The sequence below is a fragment of the Enterobacter cloacae complex sp. SHL021 genome (assembly GCF_049237765.1).
Taxonomy (GTDB): Bacteria; Pseudomonadota; Gammaproteobacteria; order Enterobacterales; family Enterobacteriaceae; genus Enterobacter; species Enterobacter cloacae.
In genome coordinates this window covers 33,278-49,751 of sequence record NZ_JBMKJG010000001.1, presented here as the reverse complement: position 1 = coordinate 49,751, position 16,474 = coordinate 33,278, and the positions used below count along the sequence as shown (strand labels likewise).

Here is a 16,474-nt window from a genome sequence, read left to right as displayed (position 1 = left end):
CAATGCCTTAGCCCATAACTTCACCAGCATTATCGGTTCGTTACGCTATGATTGAAAGGATAGTTAATAAATAAGGAAATCAACATGCGCTACTCTGCTTTAACGCTTTTGGTGCCCTGCGCGCTGGTGCTCAGCGCGTGTACCACCACGGTCACGCCAGCCTTTAAGGATATCGGTACCCGCAGCGGCCCCTGTATAGAGGGCGGCCCGGATACCGTGGCGCAACAGTTCTATGATTATCGCATTCAACACCGCAGCAACGATCTCACCGGCCTGCGTCCGTATCTGAGCGATGGGCTGGCAAAACTGCTGAACGATGCCACGCGCGATCCGCAGCACAACGCGCTGCTGAAATCCGATCCGTTCTCCAGCCGCACGACGTTGCCGGACAGCGCCGAAGTGGCCAGCGCCTCGACCATCCCGAACACCGATGCGCGTAACATCCCCCTGCGCGTGAAGCTGACCCAGGGCACCCAAACCTGGCAGGATGAAGTGCTGATGATCCGCGAAGGCCAGTGCTGGGCGGTGGATGACGTACGCTATATCGGCGGGAGCGTACATGCCCCGGCAGGCACGCTGCGCCAGTCGATTGAGAATCGCTAAACCCACTGTTTCAGAATTGTAAACCCCGAAAAATGTGCGGCATTTCATGCGGAATGCCGACATTTATACTCGCCGACCATGGGCTTCGCTATTTTGTGCTATGTTTAAGGGGTATTACGGGTTATATTTAACTTTTAACGCAGAAATATTGCATAACTATTCTGTCAACGGTACTATCTGCGGCCTCAATTGCTATAGATTGCCTGGATGAGTAAAGACTGCCCCGATGAGTATTAAACTAAACGGCATTAACTGCTTCTACGGCGCACACCAGGCGCTGTTCGACATCACGCTGGAGTGCCCGGAAGGCGAAACGCTGGTTTTGCTTGGCCCAAGTGGCGCGGGTAAAAGTTCTCTTTTGCGTGTCCTTAATCTGCTTGAAATGCCCCGTTCAGGAACGCTGGCTATCGCCGGTAACCACTTTGATTTTGCGAAAACGCCGTCCGATAAAGCGATTCGTGAACTGCGTCAAAACGTTGGCATGGTCTTCCAGCAATACAACCTCTGGCCGCATCTGACCGTCCTGCAAAACTTGATTGAAGCGCCCTGCCGCGTTCTCGGTTTGAGCAAGGATCAGGCGATGGCGCGTGCTGAAAAGCTGCTGGAGCGTCTGCGCCTTAAGCCCTACAGCGATCGTTATCCGCTGCACCTCTCCGGGGGTCAGCAACAGCGTGTGGCGATTGCCCGTGCGCTGATGATGGAGCCAGCGGTACTGCTGTTTGATGAGCCGACCGCTGCGCTGGACCCGGAAATCACCGCCCAGATCGTGAGCATCATTCGTGAGCTGGCGGAAACCAACATTACTCAGGTCATCGTCACCCATGAAGTGGAAGTGGCGCGTAAAACCGCCAGCCGTGTGGTCTACATGGAAAACGGGTATATCGTTGAGCAAGGTGATGCGAGTTGCTTTACCAACCCGCAAACCGATGCCTTCAAAAACTACTTATCTCACTGAGAGTGCCAGGGAAAATGATAATGAAAAAAGTATTGATTGCCGCGCTGCTCGCTAGCGTCAGCCTTTCCGCTACCGCAGCCCAGACCATCCGTTTCGCCACCGAAGCGTCCTATCCTCCGTTTGAATCTATCGACGCCAACAACAAGATTGTGGGCTTCGATGTCGATCTGGCTAACGCGCTGTGTAAAGAGATCGACGCGACCTGTACCTTCAGCAACCAGGCGTTTGACAGCCTGATCCCAAGCCTGAAGTTCCGCCGTATCGACGCCGTGATGGCCGGTATGGACATCACCCCAGAGCGTGAAAAGCAGGTGCTGTTCACCACGCCGTACTATGACAACTCCGCCCTGTTTATTGGTCAGAAAGGGAAATTTACCTCTGTTGACCAGCTGAAAGGCAAAAAAGTGGGCGTACAGAACGGCACCACGCACCAGAAATTCATCATGGATAAACATCCGGAAATCACCACCGTGCCTTACGACAGCTACCAGAACGCGAAGCTGGATCTGCAGAACGGCCGTATCGATGGCGTGTTTGGTGACACCGCGGTAGTAACCGAATGGCTGAAAGCCAACGATAAACTCGCGCCAGTGGGCGACAAAGTGACCGATAAGGACTACTTCGGCACAGGTCTGGGGATTGCCGTTCGTCAGGGCAACACTGAGCTGCAGCAGAAATTCAACGCTGCGCTGGAAAAAGTGAAGAAAGACGGCACCTACGAAACCATCTATAAAAAATGGTTCCAGAAGTAATTCCTGATGAATGAAATTCTTCCTTTAGCAAGCGCCGCCGGGATGACCGTCGGCCTTGCCGTTTGCGCACTGATTATCGGCCTGGTGCTGGCGATGTTCTTTGCGGTATGGGAATCTGCAAAGTGGTTCCCTGTCGCCTGGACCGGCTCCGCGCTGGTCACCGTGCTGCGTGGGCTACCGGAGATTCTGGTGGTCCTGTTTATCTATTTCGGTTCCTCACAGCTGCTGCTGACGCTGTCGGACGGCTTTACCCTCAATCTTGGCGTCGTGCAGATCCCGGTGCAGATGCAGATTGAAAACTTCGACGTCAGCCCGTTCCTCTGTGGCGTCATTGCCCTTTCCCTGCTCTATTCTGCGTACGCGTCGCAAACCCTGCGCGGTGCGCTGAAAGCGGTACCGCAAGGACAATGGGAATCTGGCCAGGCGCTGGGAATGTCGAAAGCGGCGATCTTCTTCCGTCTGGTGATGCCGCAGATGTGGCGTCATGCCCTGCCGGGTTTAGGGAACCAGTGGCTGGTGCTGCTGAAAGATACCGCGCTGGTGAGCCTGATAAGCGTTAACGATTTAATGCTGCAGACCAAAAGCATCGCTACCCGCACCCAGGAGCCGTTTACCTGGTACATTGTGGCGGCGGCTATCTACCTGGTGATCACGTTGCTGAGTCAGTACATCCTTAAGCGTATTGACCTGCGTGCGACGCGCTTTGAACGGAGACCAGGCTGATGCTGGACTATTTACCCGAGCTGATGAAAGGGCTGCACACCAGCCTGACGTTGACCGTGGCGTCCATCATCGTGGCACTGATCCTGGCGCTGATCTTTACCATCATCCTGACGCTGAAAACGCCGGTGCTGGTGTGGATTGTGCGCGGCTATATCACCCTCTTTACCGGTACGCCGCTTCTGGTGCAGATCTTCCTGATTTACTACGGCCCGGGCCAGTTCCCGTCGCTGCAGGAGTATCCGGTTATCTGGCATCTGCTCTCTGAGCCGTGGCTGTGTGCCCTGATCGCCCTTTCACTGAACAGCGCCGCCTACACCACTCAGCTGTTCTACGGAGCGATCCGCGCCATTCCGGAAGGACAATGGCAGTCCTGCGGCGCGCTCGGTATGAGCAAAAAAGATACGCTGGCCATTTTGCTGCCGTACGCCTTTAAGCGTGCCCTCTCCTCTTACTCCAACGAAGTGGTGCTGGTGTTCAAGAGTACCTCGCTGGCCTACACCATTACCCTGATGGAAGTGATGGGCCACGGGCAACTGCTCTATGGACGCACCTACGATGTGATGGTGTTTGGCGCGGCAGGCGTGGTGTATCTGGTAGTTAACGGACTGTTGACGCTGATGATGCGCCTGATCGAGCGTAAAGCGCTGGCATTTGAGCGCAGAAATTAATCACGTAAATGCATAAAACGGTATTGATAAAGCGGGTAACCTGATGGGTTATCCGCTTTTTTTTATTCCATGATAAATATTTAATCATTTATATTGAATATAAATTCATTAAATGGCATTGTACTTTCATAAGACCTACAGACGGGAGTATTACAATGAAAAAGTTAGTTCTGGCCGCATTACTGGCAACGTTTGCCGCAGGCGCAACGGCTGCCGATAAAATCAATTTCGGCGTTTCTGCCACATATCCGCCATTTGAATCGCTGGATGCCAGCAACCAGATCGTGGGTTTTGATATCGATCTGGCAAAAGCGCTGTGCAAACAGATGCAGGCCGACTGTACCTTTACCAACCATGCCTTTGACAGCCTGATCCCGTCCCTGAAATTTAAAAAATACGACGCGGTGATCTCCGGTATGGACATCACGCCAGAGCGCAGCAAGCAGGTGGCCTTCACCGACCCGTACTATGCCAACTCGGCGGTGGTCATTGCGAAGAAAGGGGCTTATAAATCCTTTGATGAGCTGAAAGGCAAACGCATCGGGATGGAAAACGGCACCACGCACCAGAAATACCTCCAGGACAAACATCCTGAAGTGAAAACCGTGGCCTATGACAGCTACCAGAACGCGATTATCGACCTGAAAAACGGCCGTATTGATGGCGTATTTGGTGACACCGCGGTCGTCAACGAATGGCTGAAAACCAACCCGCAGCTGGGTACGGCAACCGAAAAAGTGACCGATCCGCAGTACTTCGGTACGGGTCTGGGCATTGCGGTGCGTCCGGATAACAAAGCGTTGCTGGCAAAACTGAACGGCGCGCTGAAGGCGATTAAAGCTGACGGTACGTATCAGAAAATCAGCGACCAGTGGTTCCCGCAGTAACTTTTTTTGCCGGGTGACGGCTTCGCCTTACCCGGCCTACGGGGGGAGTTGTAGGCCGGGTAAGCGCAGCGCCACCCGGCACTCTCTCACAACGGCACGAAGAACCTGAACCGCGCCCCGCTCACCGACTCCATCAGCCTGATCCCTCCCCCGTGTAGTTCCAGCATCCGTTTGACAATCAACAGCCCTAACCCACCGCGATTCTCCCGCGATGCTTGCGGATTCAACGCTGAAGGCCGCTGGAACAGATCGTCGCGCAGCGCGGCATCCACACCGGTTCCTGAATCGGCCACCTCAACCTGTAGCTTTTCATTCTCCTGCCATACGGCGAGACGGATCTTGCCGCCGGTGGGGGTATGGCGGATGGCGTTATCCAGCAGATTGGTCACCACGCGCTCTATCATTGAGACATCGGCATACACCAGCGGCAGCGGCCCGGGAACGTCTATCTGGAGCTGAAGCTCGCGCGTGCGCGCCGTGAGCTCAAACTTTTGCGCCACGTCGGAAATAAGCTCTCCCATCGCAAAACGCTCGCGCTGGGGCTTGATGCCGCCGTGCTCAAGACGCGCAAGCTCAAACAACTGCTGTGACAGGTGACGCACCTTTTGCCCCTGACGCAACGCCGTGGCGAGGTATTGCTGATGCTCCTGCGGCGTCAGGGTGGCGGATTTCAGCGACAGCGTTTCCAGATAGCCCAGCAGCGAGGTCAGCGGCGTGCGTAAGTCGTGGGAAATATTGGCGATAAACTCCCGGCGCTGGCGGTCGCTGTCGGCCAGCTGATCCCACTGCTGAGTGATTTTGCGTGCCAGCTCGATAAAACTGTTACGCAGGAGCGCCACTTCATCTTTTGCTGTCGCATCCGGCTGTTGGACCGCCAGCGCGCGTATCGCGCTCATGCTGTCATGCTCCAGCCCGGCCACTTCACGCGTCAATCGTTTAACCGGACGCGTGACCCAGTACCAGATCAGTAAGCCCGCCAGCAGGCCAAACAGCGCCACCCACAGCATTGACCAGAGCACCGTACTCCACAGCGCCTTGTGCCAGGCCATGTCCGCCAGCGCGTTCGACTCCTCGCCCTGTAAAATAATATACAGATAGCCTTTAAGCTCGCCGTCCTGACGTAACGGCGTCGCGCTGAACACTTTCTTGTTCTGGCTACGCGGATCGTCGCCAAAAACCGGCATGGCCGCACCGCTGAGGAACTCCTGTACCGGCGCGAGATTGATGCTTTGTCGCTGAATATGGCCAGGCGGGGCGGCATCGGCCAGAATATCGCCATCCGGGGAGACGACGTACAGTTCCACGCTCGGGTTGAAGGTCATCAGCCTGTCAAAGAGCGGTTTCAGCGCGGTACGGTCGACCCTGCCCTGGGCGTTCAGAATGGGTTCGCGCTGCACGATCTGTTGCGCCAGGCCGCCAGAGAGACGCTGAACCATGGCGTTACCATACTGCATGCTGCTGTAGAGCTGGACGGCGCAGGCGACGGCGGCACAGAGCATCATCAATAAAATGAACAGCAGCGTCAGGCGCTGGCTCAGGCTAAAGCGGCGCATCATGGTGCGGCTCCGCAAATTTATAGCCTTTTCCCCACACGGTGCGAATGATCTCCGGCTCGGCAGCGTCTTTTTCAATCTTGATGCGCAGGCGGTTGATATGGGTGTTAACGGTATGCTCGTAACCTTCGTGCTGATAGCCCCACACCTGCTCCAGCAGCGCCAGACGCGAGAAGACCTCGCCAGGATGGCGGGCAAAGAAGTACAGCAGTTCAAACTCGCGCGGGGTGAGATCCACTATCTGGCCGTGAAGCAGCACGCTGCGGGCCAGCGGGTCGATCGTCAGGCCATGCGCCTGAATATTCCCGGCACTCTGCGCCTGCCCCATCGCCTGCTGGCGGCGGAACAGCGCCTTAATGCGCGCAATCAGCTCCTGCACCGAGAACGGTTTTGCCAGATAATCATCCGCGCCGGTTTCCAGGCCGGTGATCCGATCGGTTTCGCTGCTGCGGGCGCTGATAATGATCACCGGCAGGTAGCGGGTCATCTGGCGAATACGACGGCAAATCTCCAGGCCGTCGACGTTGGGGAGCATGAGATCGAGGATCACCGCGTCCCACGGCTGTTTTTCAAGGCACTGTAACGCGTTGCCGCCGTCGGGCTCGTGGGTGATGATGTAGCCTTCATCTTCTAAATTGAGTCGCAGAAGTGCCGCGATATCGTGGTCATCTTCCACCAGCAGGATCTGCTTCATGGGTAAGCCTTATTTCATCTCTTATGACGTAAGCTTACCTGATTTCGCAGGGTTGAAGAGTTCACATTTTGTTGAAGATTTTGCGGATGTCATGCCGGGTGGCGGCTACGCCTTACCCGGGATGCGGGTTAACAACGTCAACACTTCATAATGCGCGGTATGCGGGAACATATCGAAAAGCTGAACGCGTTCAACGCGGTAGCCCGGCAGGTGAGCGATATCTGTCGCCATGGTACGGGCGTTGCAACTGGAGTAGATAATGTAATCCGGCGCCATCTGGCTCAGATAGTCGCACAGCGCCTTGCCAATGCCCCGGCGCGGCGGGTTGACCAGCACCAGCTCCGGTACGTTGCCCTGGCCGGTCGCGAACTGCGTGGAGTCCAGCGCCTGGAAGTGCAGATTGGTTAATCCGAGCTCAGCGGCAGACTGTTTCGCACAGGCAATCGCTTCGGCGGCGATCTCAATCCCGGTCAGCTGCATCTCAGGCGTGGCGCAATGCAGACCAAAGCCCCCGACACCGCAGAACAGATCCCACATATGATGGATGTTTAACGCCCTTACCCAGTCGCGGGCGGTGGCATATAACGCACTCGCCACCGTCGGGTTGGTCTGGAAGAAACTTTGCGGACGGATCCACAGCGGCACGTTGTTGAACGTTTCCGCCAGCGCATGCTGCCCGGAGAAGAAGATCTCTGTCTCCCCCTCCATAATCGCCATATGAACCGGCTGAATATTGGCGGTAATGACCTTCAGCTGCGGAAGCTGCACCTGCAGCCACGGCAGCGCCGCGCGCAGTTGTTCCAGCTTGGCTTGCGAGCGCAGCACGAAACGCAGCATCATACCGCCGTCCATCTGGCTCTCGGTCAGGAGGAGATATTTCAGCTCGCCGCGCTTACGGGCAACGTTATAAGGTGTTAACCCCGCACGGGCAATAAATGGTTTGAGCGCCGCGAAGACCGGCTCAAACGAGGCAGGATAAAGCGGGCAGCCGGTGAGATCTTCCGGCGTACCGTCGCGATGCAGCATGCCCAGCAGCGGTTTTTCTACGCTGCCGCTGACCACCATTTTGGCTTTATTACGAAAACCCTGCTCCGGGCCGCTGACGGGGGCGCACCACTCGCCCACCGCATGTTCAGCCAGCAGCTGTTGCAGGTCGGCCATTTTGGCGGTGAGTTGTTGAGAGACCGGCTGTTCTATCCACTGACAGGAGCGGCAGCGTCCGGCGTCATAGAGTGCGCACTGCATAGGAAAACCTTAAGAATAACGAGGGCTGCGATTATACACATTATTGCAGGCGGAAGAACCGCCGGCTTGAAGCTGGAGCAAAGAGCAGCAGGAGCACCAGCATATCGGGTAATTTCTGCATGACCAGCGCATGGAAGATCTCACGTTTGGATCCACCGGCAATGCTGAACAGCTCCGGATAGCCATAGCCCAGCGAGGCGGCCCACAGATAGCTGGCGGCGGTCACCTGCGTCAGCAGATAGACCCAGCGCGCCCAGTTGCGCCCTTTAACCAGCGAAAACGCGCAGTAGATTTCGATAAACACCAGCACAAGGCTGCTGAGGAATACCAGCGTGAGGTTCCAGGTTTGCACGCTGCGGTGAATGAACTCACCGATGCCGCGCGCCCCCAGGGTGTTGAGGATCATCAGTACATCAAGACAGCGGATCATAATAATAGCGAGCGCCGCCACCTGCACCAGCGCAGGTACGTTTGGACGAGCGTGCGTAAGACGTGATTTTTTTAATAATCCCAATGTTTTACTTCCCTGAAAAACAGTGCCGCGTCATGCGCGGCACATCACTGGAAATAATAATTCCTTCAGCCGCGTCTTGCACGCTGGATATCGCGCACGCGCTGCTTTTCCGCGCGCGCCATCAAATACCAGGCGATAAATCCGACAATTCCGACCACGCCGAGGATTATCGACGCCAGGGCGTTGATCTCCGGGTTCACCCCCATGCGCACGCTGGAGAAGACCAGCATTGGCAGCGTCGTCGCCCCTGGCCCGGAAACAAAGCTGGCGATCACCAGATCGTCGAGCGACAGGGTAAAGGCCAGCAGCCAGCCGGAGATCACCGCAGGCATAATCATCGGCAGCGTGATGATGAAAAAGACCTTCACCGGCGTGGCACCGAGATCCATCGCCGCCTCTTCAATGGAGCGATCCAGCTCGCGCAGACGCGAGGAGATGACCACCGCCACGTACGCGGTACAGAAGGTCACATGCGCCAGCCAGATGGTGAGCATGCCGCGATCCGCCGGCCAGCCAATGGCATGCGCCAGCGCCACAAACAGCAGCAGCAGCGACAGGCCGGTGATCACGTCCGGCATCACCAGCGGCGCGGTGATCATAAAGGCAAAGCCGTTCGAGCCGCGAAAACGCCCGAAGCGCACCATCACCAGCGCGGCGATGGTGCCCAGCACCGCGGCCATCGTGGCCGCCAGCGCCGCGATGGTCAGGCTCAGCCCCACCGCGCTCATCATCGCATCGTCGTGAAACAGTTCGCTGTACCAGCGCGTCGACCAGCCAGCCCATACGGTGACCAGTTTGGAGCTGTTGAACGAGTAGATCACCAGCATCAGCATCGGCGCATACAGGAAGGTAAAGCCGATCACCAGGATCGCAATTCGCCACGGAGAGCGCACTACCGGTAAGTTGTTCATCCGTGGTCTCCCATCTGTTTCTGCTGATGCTTGTGGAACCACATGATCGGCACGATCAGCAGCAGCAACATCACGATCGCCACTGCGGAGGCTACCGGCCAGTCGCGGTTATTGAAGAACTCCTGCCACAACACGCGGCCAATCATGATGCTGTCCGGGCCGCCGAGCAGTTCCGGGATCACAAACTCCCCAACCGCCGGAATGAACACCAGCATCGACCCGGCGATAACCCCGCCTTTGGTCAGCGGCACAATCACGCTGAAGAAAGTCTTCAGCGGACGGGCGCCCAGATCCAGCGAGGCTTCCACCAGCGAGTAGTCGATACGCGTCAGTGCCGTATAGATCGGCAGCACCATAAACGGCAGGTAGGCGTACACAATCCCGATATAGACCGCGAGATTGGTGTGCAGAATAGTCAGCGGCTGATCGATAACCCCTAACCACATCAGGAAGTTATTCAGCACCCCGTTATTTTTCAGGATCCCCATCCACGCGTAGACGCGGATCAGGAACGAGGTCCACGACGGCAGGATCACCAGCAGCAGCAGAATGTTGCGCGTCGAGGGCTTACTGTGCGCCACCGCCCATGCCAGCGGGTAGCCCATCAGCAGACAGCAGAGCGTGGAGATGGCCGCCACCTGCAGTGACTGCAAATAGGCTTCGACATAAAGCGGATCTTCCGTCAGCTGCAGGAAGTTGCCAAGGTTAAGCGTCAGCGTCAGCTGGCCGTCTGCCCAGTCCAGCAGATTGGTGTAAGGCGGGATCGCCCGCGCCATTTCCGCCAGGCTTATCTTGAAAACGATCAGGAACGGCAGCATGAACAGCAGGATCAGCCACACGTAAGGCATGGCAATCACCAGCTTGCGGCCGTGGTTCATCTGCATGCGCGCCAGCCAGTGCGCAAAGCCGCCCGGTTTTTCGACGCGGGCTGGCGGTTCAAGTGTACTCATTGGCCGCTCCTTATACCGTCAGCACGACACAACTGTCCGCATCCCAGCACAGACGCACTTCGTCGCCCCAGGTCGGCAGTCCTTTACGGTAGCGATGTTCGTTTTGAAGCTGGGCGCTGAGCATCTGCCCGCTCTTCAGACGGACGTGGTAGATAGAGAGATCGCCCAGATAGGCAATGTGCACCACTTCGCCCACGGCAAAGTTAAAGCCATCGGCCGGAGGATCTTCACAGAGCATGATTTTCTCCGGTCGCAGGGCGATATAGACCGGCACGTTGTCTACCACGGAGTTATCCGGGTCGACCTTCAGCGGATGCTGCAGCCCCGGCGATTCGATGATCAGCCCGTCTTCTTCACGCGCTTTCAGCAGCCCTTCAAAAACATTCACCGAGCCGATGAACTCCGCGCTGTAGCGGGTAGTCGGGTGTTCATAAATCTCTTCCGGCTCGCCAATCTGTACGAACTTACCGCGGTTCATGATCGCGATACGCCCGGCCATGGTCATGGCCTCTTCCTGGTCGTGGGTGACCATCACGCAGGTCACGCCTACGCGTTCGAGGATATCCACCACTTCGAGCTGCATACGGTCGCGCAGTTTTTTATCCAGAGCACCCATCGGCTCATCAAGCAGCAGCAGTTTCGGGCGTTTCGCCAGGCTTCGGGCCAGTGCCACGCGCTGACGCTGACCACCAGAAAGCTGGTGCGGTTTACGCTTCGCGAACTCCTGCATGTGCACCAGACTCAGCATCTCCGCCACACGCGCGGTGATTTCGGCTTTTGGCAGCTTGTCCTGCTTCAGGCCAAACGCGATGTTCTGCTCCACCGTCATATGCGGGAACAGTGCGTAAGACTGGAACATCATGTTAATCGGACGCTGATACGGCGGTACGCTGGAGAGATCCACGCCATCCAGCACAATCTGCCCGGCGGTAGGTTGTTCAAACCCGGCCAGCATGCGCAGCAAGGTTGATTTACCGCAACCAGACGCCCCGAGAAGGGCAAATATTTCGCCTTTGTAGATAGTCAGGCTGACGTCGTCCACGGCATGCTGGCCATCGAAAGATTTGGTGAGGTTACGAATTTCAAGTAGCGGGGTCAGCGCTTTACGGACTTTCGCCTGCGGGCGGGGGATCGCGTCATTCACGGGGTGTTCTCCGGCATAGATCAAAACTGGTGCAAACGCACCGTCAGGGTGCGCATCGCCGGGCGGCGCGAACGCTTGCCCGGCCTACGGGTTGTGTCGGCCCGGTAAGCGATAGCGCCACCGGGCAACGTTACCAAACGCCGTTATTTCCCGCTTTTCACCTTGGTCCACGCACGGGTACGTACGCGGTCAATTTTTGGATCCTGTACTTTCAGGGTGAAGAGCTTGGCAAACACATCCGCTGGCGGATAGATAGCCGGATTATTACGGATCTCTTCGCTAATCAGTGGCAAGGAGGCCTTGTTACCGTTGGCGTAGTAGACATGGTCGCTGATATGGGCAATCACTTCCGGACGCATCAGATAGTTAAGGAACTGATACGCTTCATCTTTGTTTTTCGCATCGGCAGGCATGGCGAAGACATCAAAGAAGGCCAGCGCCCCCTCTTTCGGAATGAAGTAGGAGACATTCACGCCGTTTTTCGCCTCTTTCGCACGGTTAGCCGCCTGCCAGACGTCCCCTGCCCAGCCAATTGCCACGCAGATGTCGCCGTTAGCCAGGTCGTTAATGTACTGTGAAGAGTGGAAGTAACGGATATTCGGACGCAACTTCAGCAACAGATCGGTCGCCGGGCCGGTGTAATCATCCGCCTTGTTGCTGTTCGGATCTTTGCCAAGATAGTTCAGCACGGTGGCGAAAATCTCTTCCGGGGCATCCAGGAAGGAGACGCCGCAGCTTTTCAACTTGGCGAGGTTCTCCGGCTTCAGCACCACGTCCCAGCTGTCCAGCTTGACGTCCGGGCCCAGCGCCGCTTTGACTTTATCCACGTTGTAGCCAATACCGGTGGTCGCCCACAGATACGGCATGGCGTATTTGTTCTCCGGGTCATGCTTAGAGACCAGCTTCAGCACTTCCGGGTCGAGGTTTTTCCAGTTTGGTAACTTGCTCTTGTCCAGCGGCTGGAAAACGCCTGCGGTCAGCTGACGCTCCAGGAAACTTGCGGACGGTACCACCAGGTCAAAACCGGTGCTGCCTGCCATCAGTTTGCCTTCCAGCACTTCGTTGGAATCGAACACGTCGTAGACCACTTTAATGCCGGTCTCTTTTTCAAAATTAGCCACCGTGTCCGGGGCAATATAGTCAGACCAGTTATAAACATGCAGCGTTTTTTGTTCCGCAGCGAGCGTGCCGGCAGAGACGGCCATCAGAGCACCCGCAACCAGACCCGATAACCATTTTTTATTCAAGGCGATCATAGTGTTATTCCTTCTGAAAGCTCGTTAACAAACGAACTAAAACTGTGCAATCTGGATATATGCAAAAATCATGCATAGTTTGTCGCTCTGCTCAAAATAAAAAGAAACCTCTTTACCCGGCAGGATCCGCTCGCTTTTTTAAGCATCGCAAGAATAACTGTAGCCCGTGTCTCCGGCTATAGCCCAGACGAAAAAACGCCTTTTATCAATTTTTTATGCAGGTTATGTCTACGTGATAAGCCGAAATGGCCTTTGAGGAGGTGAAAAATTCTTTAAAGAAAGGTTAAAAGCAGCAGAATAAATGGCGTTATGCAGCCGCTCTGGCAGCGACTGCGCAAAAGTCAGACAGGCTTAGTGAAGAAAATTGGGAGATGCATCATTATTCTCTGCATCGTCTTCCGCGCTGTACAGCAGATGGTGTGCATTGGCTTCCATCATAACCATTGAAATTTGCTCTTCACTCAAACGCATAAACCAGGCGAACTGCTTGAAGGAGAGCCCCGCGCCGGAGAACAAAGACTGGCAAACGACCAGTTTTGGCAGATTATCATCCTGTATATCGAGGAATGCTTTCACCGTCAAAGAACTGGCGTTGATCGCAGAGAGGTCAGAGGCCAGCGCCAGCAGCGCAGACGGCTTAACTTCTGCCAGCGCAGAGAAGAGGATCACGTCGTTAATGAGATCGATTTTGGCATCAAAAATGCCGTCGAAATTCTGCATGTGAGGCAGATGCAGCGCCTGGCAGGAATCACATTCAAAGAAGGTGATACCGGCATCATCAAGCCATTGACGTAACGTATCCAGTGTTGGAACGACCTGTAAATCCATCGCGGTGGAGCCTCTTTAGTAAAAACTTCGCATAGGGTACTCAAAAAGTGCGCGGTAATCCATTTAACCACCCGTTTTAAGACAGTAGCCCGGCGTGGCATGACGCTCAATCCATGCAATCATTTTACCTGCAATATCGACACCGGTGGTTTTTTCTACCCCTTCCAGCCCGGGCGAGGCATTCACTTCCATCACCAGCGGCCCGCGCGTCGCCCGCAGAAGGTCTACGCCTGCCACGTCCAGCCCCAGCGTTTGCGCCGCTTTCACGGCAATCTCCCGCTCGCGCTCGCTGATATCAGCAACCCGCGCAACGCCGCCCCGGTGGAGGTTGGAGCGAAAATCGCCCTCTTTCGCCTGACGCTCAATGGCCGCCACCACCTCATTGCCCACCACGAAACAGCGGATATCGCGCCCTTTGGCCTCTTCAATGTACTCCTGCACCAGAATGTGCGCATTCAGGCCGCGGAAGGCGTCAATCACGCTCTCTGCCGCCTGTCGCGTCTCTGCCAGCACCACGCCAATACCCTGTGTGCCTTCCACCAGCTTTATGACCAGCGGCGCGCCGCCCACCATGTCGATCAGATCGCTGGTGTCGTCCGGGGAGTGAGCGATGCCGGTGACCGGAAGATCGATACCCTGGCGGGCGAGCAGCTGCAGCGAGCGCAGCTTATCCCGGGCACGGGAAATGGCGACAGATTCGTTGAGAGGATAGCTGCCCAGCATTTCAAACTGGCGCAGCGCGGCCGTACCGTAATAGGTGATCTGCGAGCCGATGCGGGGGATCACCGCATCAAAATGCGGTAGCTTGCGGCCTTTGTAATGGATCGAGGAAGCAGCAGGGTCAATGTTCATATAGCAGGACATCGGATCGAGGATCTCAATCTGATGTCCGCGTTTTGCCGCCGCTTCTCGCAGGCGTTTGCATGAATAGAGCGTTCCATCCCGGGACAAAATGGCAATTTTCACCCTGCACCTCTCTAAAGACATGGGAAAAGCCTGCGTATCATACCGAATGGACTAGCGCGTCGCCCAGCCCTGTTTATGCAGATAATCGAGAATAAACGGGCGATTTTCTTTAATGATGGTACGGCGGATGTGGTCGCTCCAGGTATCGCGGCGGTTATTGCTGCCGCGCGTCATGTAGTAGTGCGCCAGCTCCTCGTCATACTGCGCCAGCACGTCGTTGTCGACCGGCTGGTAGTGGTTTTCATGGACCAGCATCGCCGCAGGCAGGCGCGGCTTGAGATCCGGGTTGTCAGCCGGCCAGCCGAGGCAGAGACCGAACAGGGGCAGGACGTGCTTCGGCAGCTTCAGCAGTTCGGTTACGCTTTCAATATTGTTACGCAGCCCGCCGATATACACGCCGCCTAATCCCAGCGATTCCGCCGCCGTGAAGGCGTTTTGCGCCATCAGCGCGGTATCGACCACACCCAGCAGCAGCTGTTCTGCCAGCCCCAGCTCGGCTTCAGGGCAAATTTGCAGGTGGCGGTTAAAGTCAGCGCAGAATACCCAGAACTCGGCGGCCTGGGCTACATGCTTCTGCCCGCCCGTGAGCGTCACCAGCTGCTCGCGCATGGCCTTGTCGGTAATGCGAATAATCGAACTGCACTGCAGAAAGCTGGAGCTCGAGGTGGCTCTGGCGCTGTCGATGATGGCCTCACGCTGCGCCTCGGTAATGGGCTCATCGGTGAAGTGGCGGATAGAACGGTGGGAACGGAGCAGGTCAATTGTTGGCGTCATCGTCTCTCTCTTTGTCTTGCTTAATACGTGTGGCAGCCAGTATAGGCAATGATGCGCGGCATGTAATTGGCGAAACATAGCTCAAGGATATTAAAGCGACAGGCGAAACCTACTTTAATGACGGCAGGTTATCGTGCACTATACGTGTCATTCGCCGTCAGGCTTGTTTTTTGAGGAGAGAGAAATGTTTGCAGTAATTTTTGGTCGTCCAGGATGCCCTTACTGTGTGCGCGCAAAAGAGCTGGCTGAAAAACTGACTGAAGAACGTGATGACTTTAACTTCCGCTATGTGGATATCCACGCAGAAGGCATCACCAAAGCCGATCTGGAAAAAACCGTGGGTAAACCGGTTGAAACCGTACCGCAGATCTTCCTCGATCAGAAACACATTGGCGGCTGCACCGATTTTGAAGCTTACGCTAAAGAACATCTGGGGCTGTTTGCCGCTCAGTAATCACTAAGCAAACCCCACGCCCTGACGTGGGGTTTTATCTGTTTGCCAGTGCATAGCAGCCAGGCGATAACTTTTAGTTATGGCAAACTGGATAAACCCGCGAGCACTACGCTTGCACGGGCCTACGATAAATTATGCAATCCCTTGATATTAATACCGATTGTAGGCCGGGTAAGCGCAGCGCCACCCGGCATTGTTGACGGCCAGGTTGCTATAAATCTTCCTGAACGGCAGTAAAAATGTCACTGCTCCCGGAACTGTCGGTTAATTCTCGTTAAGCTGCCTTTACGGTAGTGCATGCAATCTGATTTGCAGACGGTTGGTTTGAATGTTTCTAAGCTGCCTGTACGGCAATGCACCGTCGTCGATCTGATACCGGGTCATCACATCGTTTCTAAGCTGCCTGTACGGCAGTGCACCGGTAGTGCAAACCTGCCACGTTCACCACCCATTTCTAAGCTGCCTGTACGGCAGTGCACCCGACGCTTTCCTGGCTGAAGTGCGGGCGCAGTTTCTAAGCTGCCTGTACGGCAGTGCACAAACCCCGCCGTTTAAGTGCGGCGCGGCTGGTTTTCTAAGCTGCCTGTACGGCAGTGC

Annotated in this window: 18 protein-coding genes and 1 CRISPR repeat array (1 of these 19 only partly in view); of the genes, 7 read left to right on the top strand and 11 right to left on the bottom strand. The window is 55.9% G+C overall.

The window, feature by feature from the left end; all coding sequences use genetic code 11:
• The first annotated feature begins 84 nt into the window (after positions 1–84).
• The 6 genes from ACOTZF_RS00240 to artJ all read left to right on the top strand — a co-directional run bounded on the left by ACOTZF_RS00240 (position 85) and on the right by artJ (position 4,588).
• Positions 85–603 (top strand): lipoprotein, encoded by a 519-nt coding sequence (locus ACOTZF_RS00240; RefSeq protein ID WP_013097359.1) that lies wholly within the window; start codon positions 85–87, stop codon positions 601–603.
• A gap of 226 nt (positions 604–829) precedes the next feature.
• Complete coding sequence (artP, locus tag ACOTZF_RS00235) at positions 830–1,558, top strand: arginine ABC transporter ATP-binding protein ArtP (RefSeq protein WP_013097360.1); 729 nt, start codon at positions 830–832, stop codon at positions 1,556–1,558.
• A gap of 20 nt (positions 1,559–1,578) precedes the next feature.
• A complete protein-coding gene (artI, locus tag ACOTZF_RS00230; protein ID WP_020689903.1) occupies positions 1,579–2,310 on the top strand; it encodes an arginine ABC transporter substrate-binding protein ArtI in 732 nt (243 codons plus the stop codon).
• A 6-nt stretch (positions 2,311–2,316) separates the two neighbouring features.
• A complete protein-coding gene (artQ, locus tag ACOTZF_RS00225; protein ID WP_013097362.1) occupies positions 2,317–3,033 on the top strand; it encodes an arginine ABC transporter permease ArtQ in 717 nt (238 codons plus the stop codon).
• Positions 3,033–3,701: an arginine ABC transporter permease ArtM gene (gene artM / locus ACOTZF_RS00220; protein ID WP_013097363.1), complete on the top strand. Its 669-nt coding sequence runs from the start codon at positions 3,033–3,035 to the stop codon at positions 3,699–3,701. Before artQ ends, artM begins: the two co-directional genes overlap by 1 nt.
• A 155-nt stretch (positions 3,702–3,856) precedes the next feature.
• Positions 3,857–4,588, top strand: a complete 732-nt coding sequence (gene artJ / locus ACOTZF_RS00215) for an arginine ABC transporter substrate-binding protein ArtJ (RefSeq protein WP_013097364.1) — start codon at positions 3,857–3,859, stop codon at positions 4,586–4,588.
• 86 nt (positions 4,589–4,674) lie between these two features.
• Here artJ and ACOTZF_RS00210 read toward each other — a convergent pair whose 3' ends face one another.
• From ACOTZF_RS00210 to nfsA, 11 genes are all read right to left on the bottom strand, one after another.
• Positions 4,675–6,144 (bottom strand): sensor histidine kinase, encoded by a 1,470-nt coding sequence (locus tag ACOTZF_RS00210; protein ID WP_038984436.1) that lies wholly within the window; start codon positions 6,142–6,144, stop codon positions 4,675–4,677.
• Positions 6,128–6,835 carry a response regulator transcription factor gene (locus ACOTZF_RS00205; RefSeq protein WP_029883196.1) on the bottom strand — a complete coding sequence of 236 codons (708 nt, stop codon included), beginning with the start codon at positions 6,833–6,835 and terminating at the stop codon, positions 6,128–6,130. The genes ACOTZF_RS00210 and ACOTZF_RS00205 overlap by 17 nt, the downstream gene beginning before the upstream one ends.
• A gap of 105 nt (positions 6,836–6,940) precedes the next feature.
• Positions 6,941–8,080 (bottom strand): 23S rRNA (uracil(747)-C(5))-methyltransferase RlmC, encoded by a 1,140-nt coding sequence (gene rlmC, locus ACOTZF_RS00200; protein WP_038984433.1) that lies wholly within the window; start codon positions 8,078–8,080, stop codon positions 6,941–6,943.
• A gap of 40 nt (positions 8,081–8,120) precedes the next feature.
• Entirely contained in the window at positions 8,121–8,594 is a 474-nt protein-coding gene (locus ACOTZF_RS00195; RefSeq protein ID WP_020689898.1) for a YbjO family protein, read from the bottom strand.
• 65 nt (positions 8,595–8,659) lie between these two features.
• The gene (gene potI, locus ACOTZF_RS00190; protein WP_020689897.1) at positions 8,660–9,505 is read right to left on the bottom strand and encodes a putrescine ABC transporter permease PotI; all 846 of its coding nucleotides are present in this window, start codon (positions 9,503–9,505) and stop codon (positions 8,660–8,662) included.
• The gene (gene potH, locus ACOTZF_RS00185) at positions 9,502–10,455 is read right to left on the bottom strand and encodes a putrescine ABC transporter permease PotH (protein WP_038984429.1); all 954 of its coding nucleotides are present in this window, start codon (positions 10,453–10,455) and stop codon (positions 9,502–9,504) included. The genes potI and potH overlap by 4 nt, the downstream gene beginning before the upstream one ends.
• Before the next feature lie 10 nt (positions 10,456–10,465).
• Positions 10,466–11,599, bottom strand: coding sequence for a putrescine ABC transporter ATP-binding subunit PotG (potG, locus tag ACOTZF_RS00180; RefSeq protein WP_013097371.1), 1,134 nt, complete (start codon positions 11,597–11,599; stop codon positions 10,466–10,468).
• 143 nt (positions 11,600–11,742) lie between these two features.
• Positions 11,743–12,855 (bottom strand): spermidine/putrescine ABC transporter substrate-binding protein PotF, encoded by a 1,113-nt coding sequence (potF, locus tag ACOTZF_RS00175; protein ID WP_013097372.1) that lies wholly within the window; start codon positions 12,853–12,855, stop codon positions 11,743–11,745.
• Positions 12,856–13,206: 351 nt separating this feature from the next.
• Positions 13,207–13,683, bottom strand: a complete 477-nt coding sequence (locus ACOTZF_RS00170; protein WP_003858385.1) for a YbjN domain-containing protein — start codon at positions 13,681–13,683, stop codon at positions 13,207–13,209.
• 63 nt (positions 13,684–13,746) lie between these two features.
• Positions 13,747–14,649, bottom strand: a complete 903-nt coding sequence (gene rimK, locus ACOTZF_RS00165) for a 30S ribosomal protein S6--L-glutamate ligase (protein WP_013097373.1) — start codon at positions 14,647–14,649, stop codon at positions 13,747–13,749.
• Positions 14,650–14,700: 51 nt separating this feature from the next.
• Positions 14,701–15,423 (bottom strand): nitroreductase NfsA, encoded by a 723-nt coding sequence (gene nfsA, locus ACOTZF_RS00160; protein ID WP_020689894.1) that lies wholly within the window; start codon positions 15,421–15,423, stop codon positions 14,701–14,703.
• A 184-nt stretch (positions 15,424–15,607) separates the two neighbouring features.
• On the opposite strand from nfsA, the gene ACOTZF_RS00155 reads away from it, so the two are divergent.
• A complete protein-coding gene (locus tag ACOTZF_RS00155; protein ID WP_006809455.1) occupies positions 15,608–15,877 on the top strand; it encodes a GrxA family glutaredoxin in 270 nt (89 codons plus the stop codon).
• 331 nt (positions 15,878–16,208) lie between these two features.
• A CRISPR array of direct repeats spans positions 16,209–16,474; the repeat unit is 28 nt; unit sequence TTTCTAAGCTGCCTGTACGGCAGTGCAC (it continues 242 nt past the right edge of the window).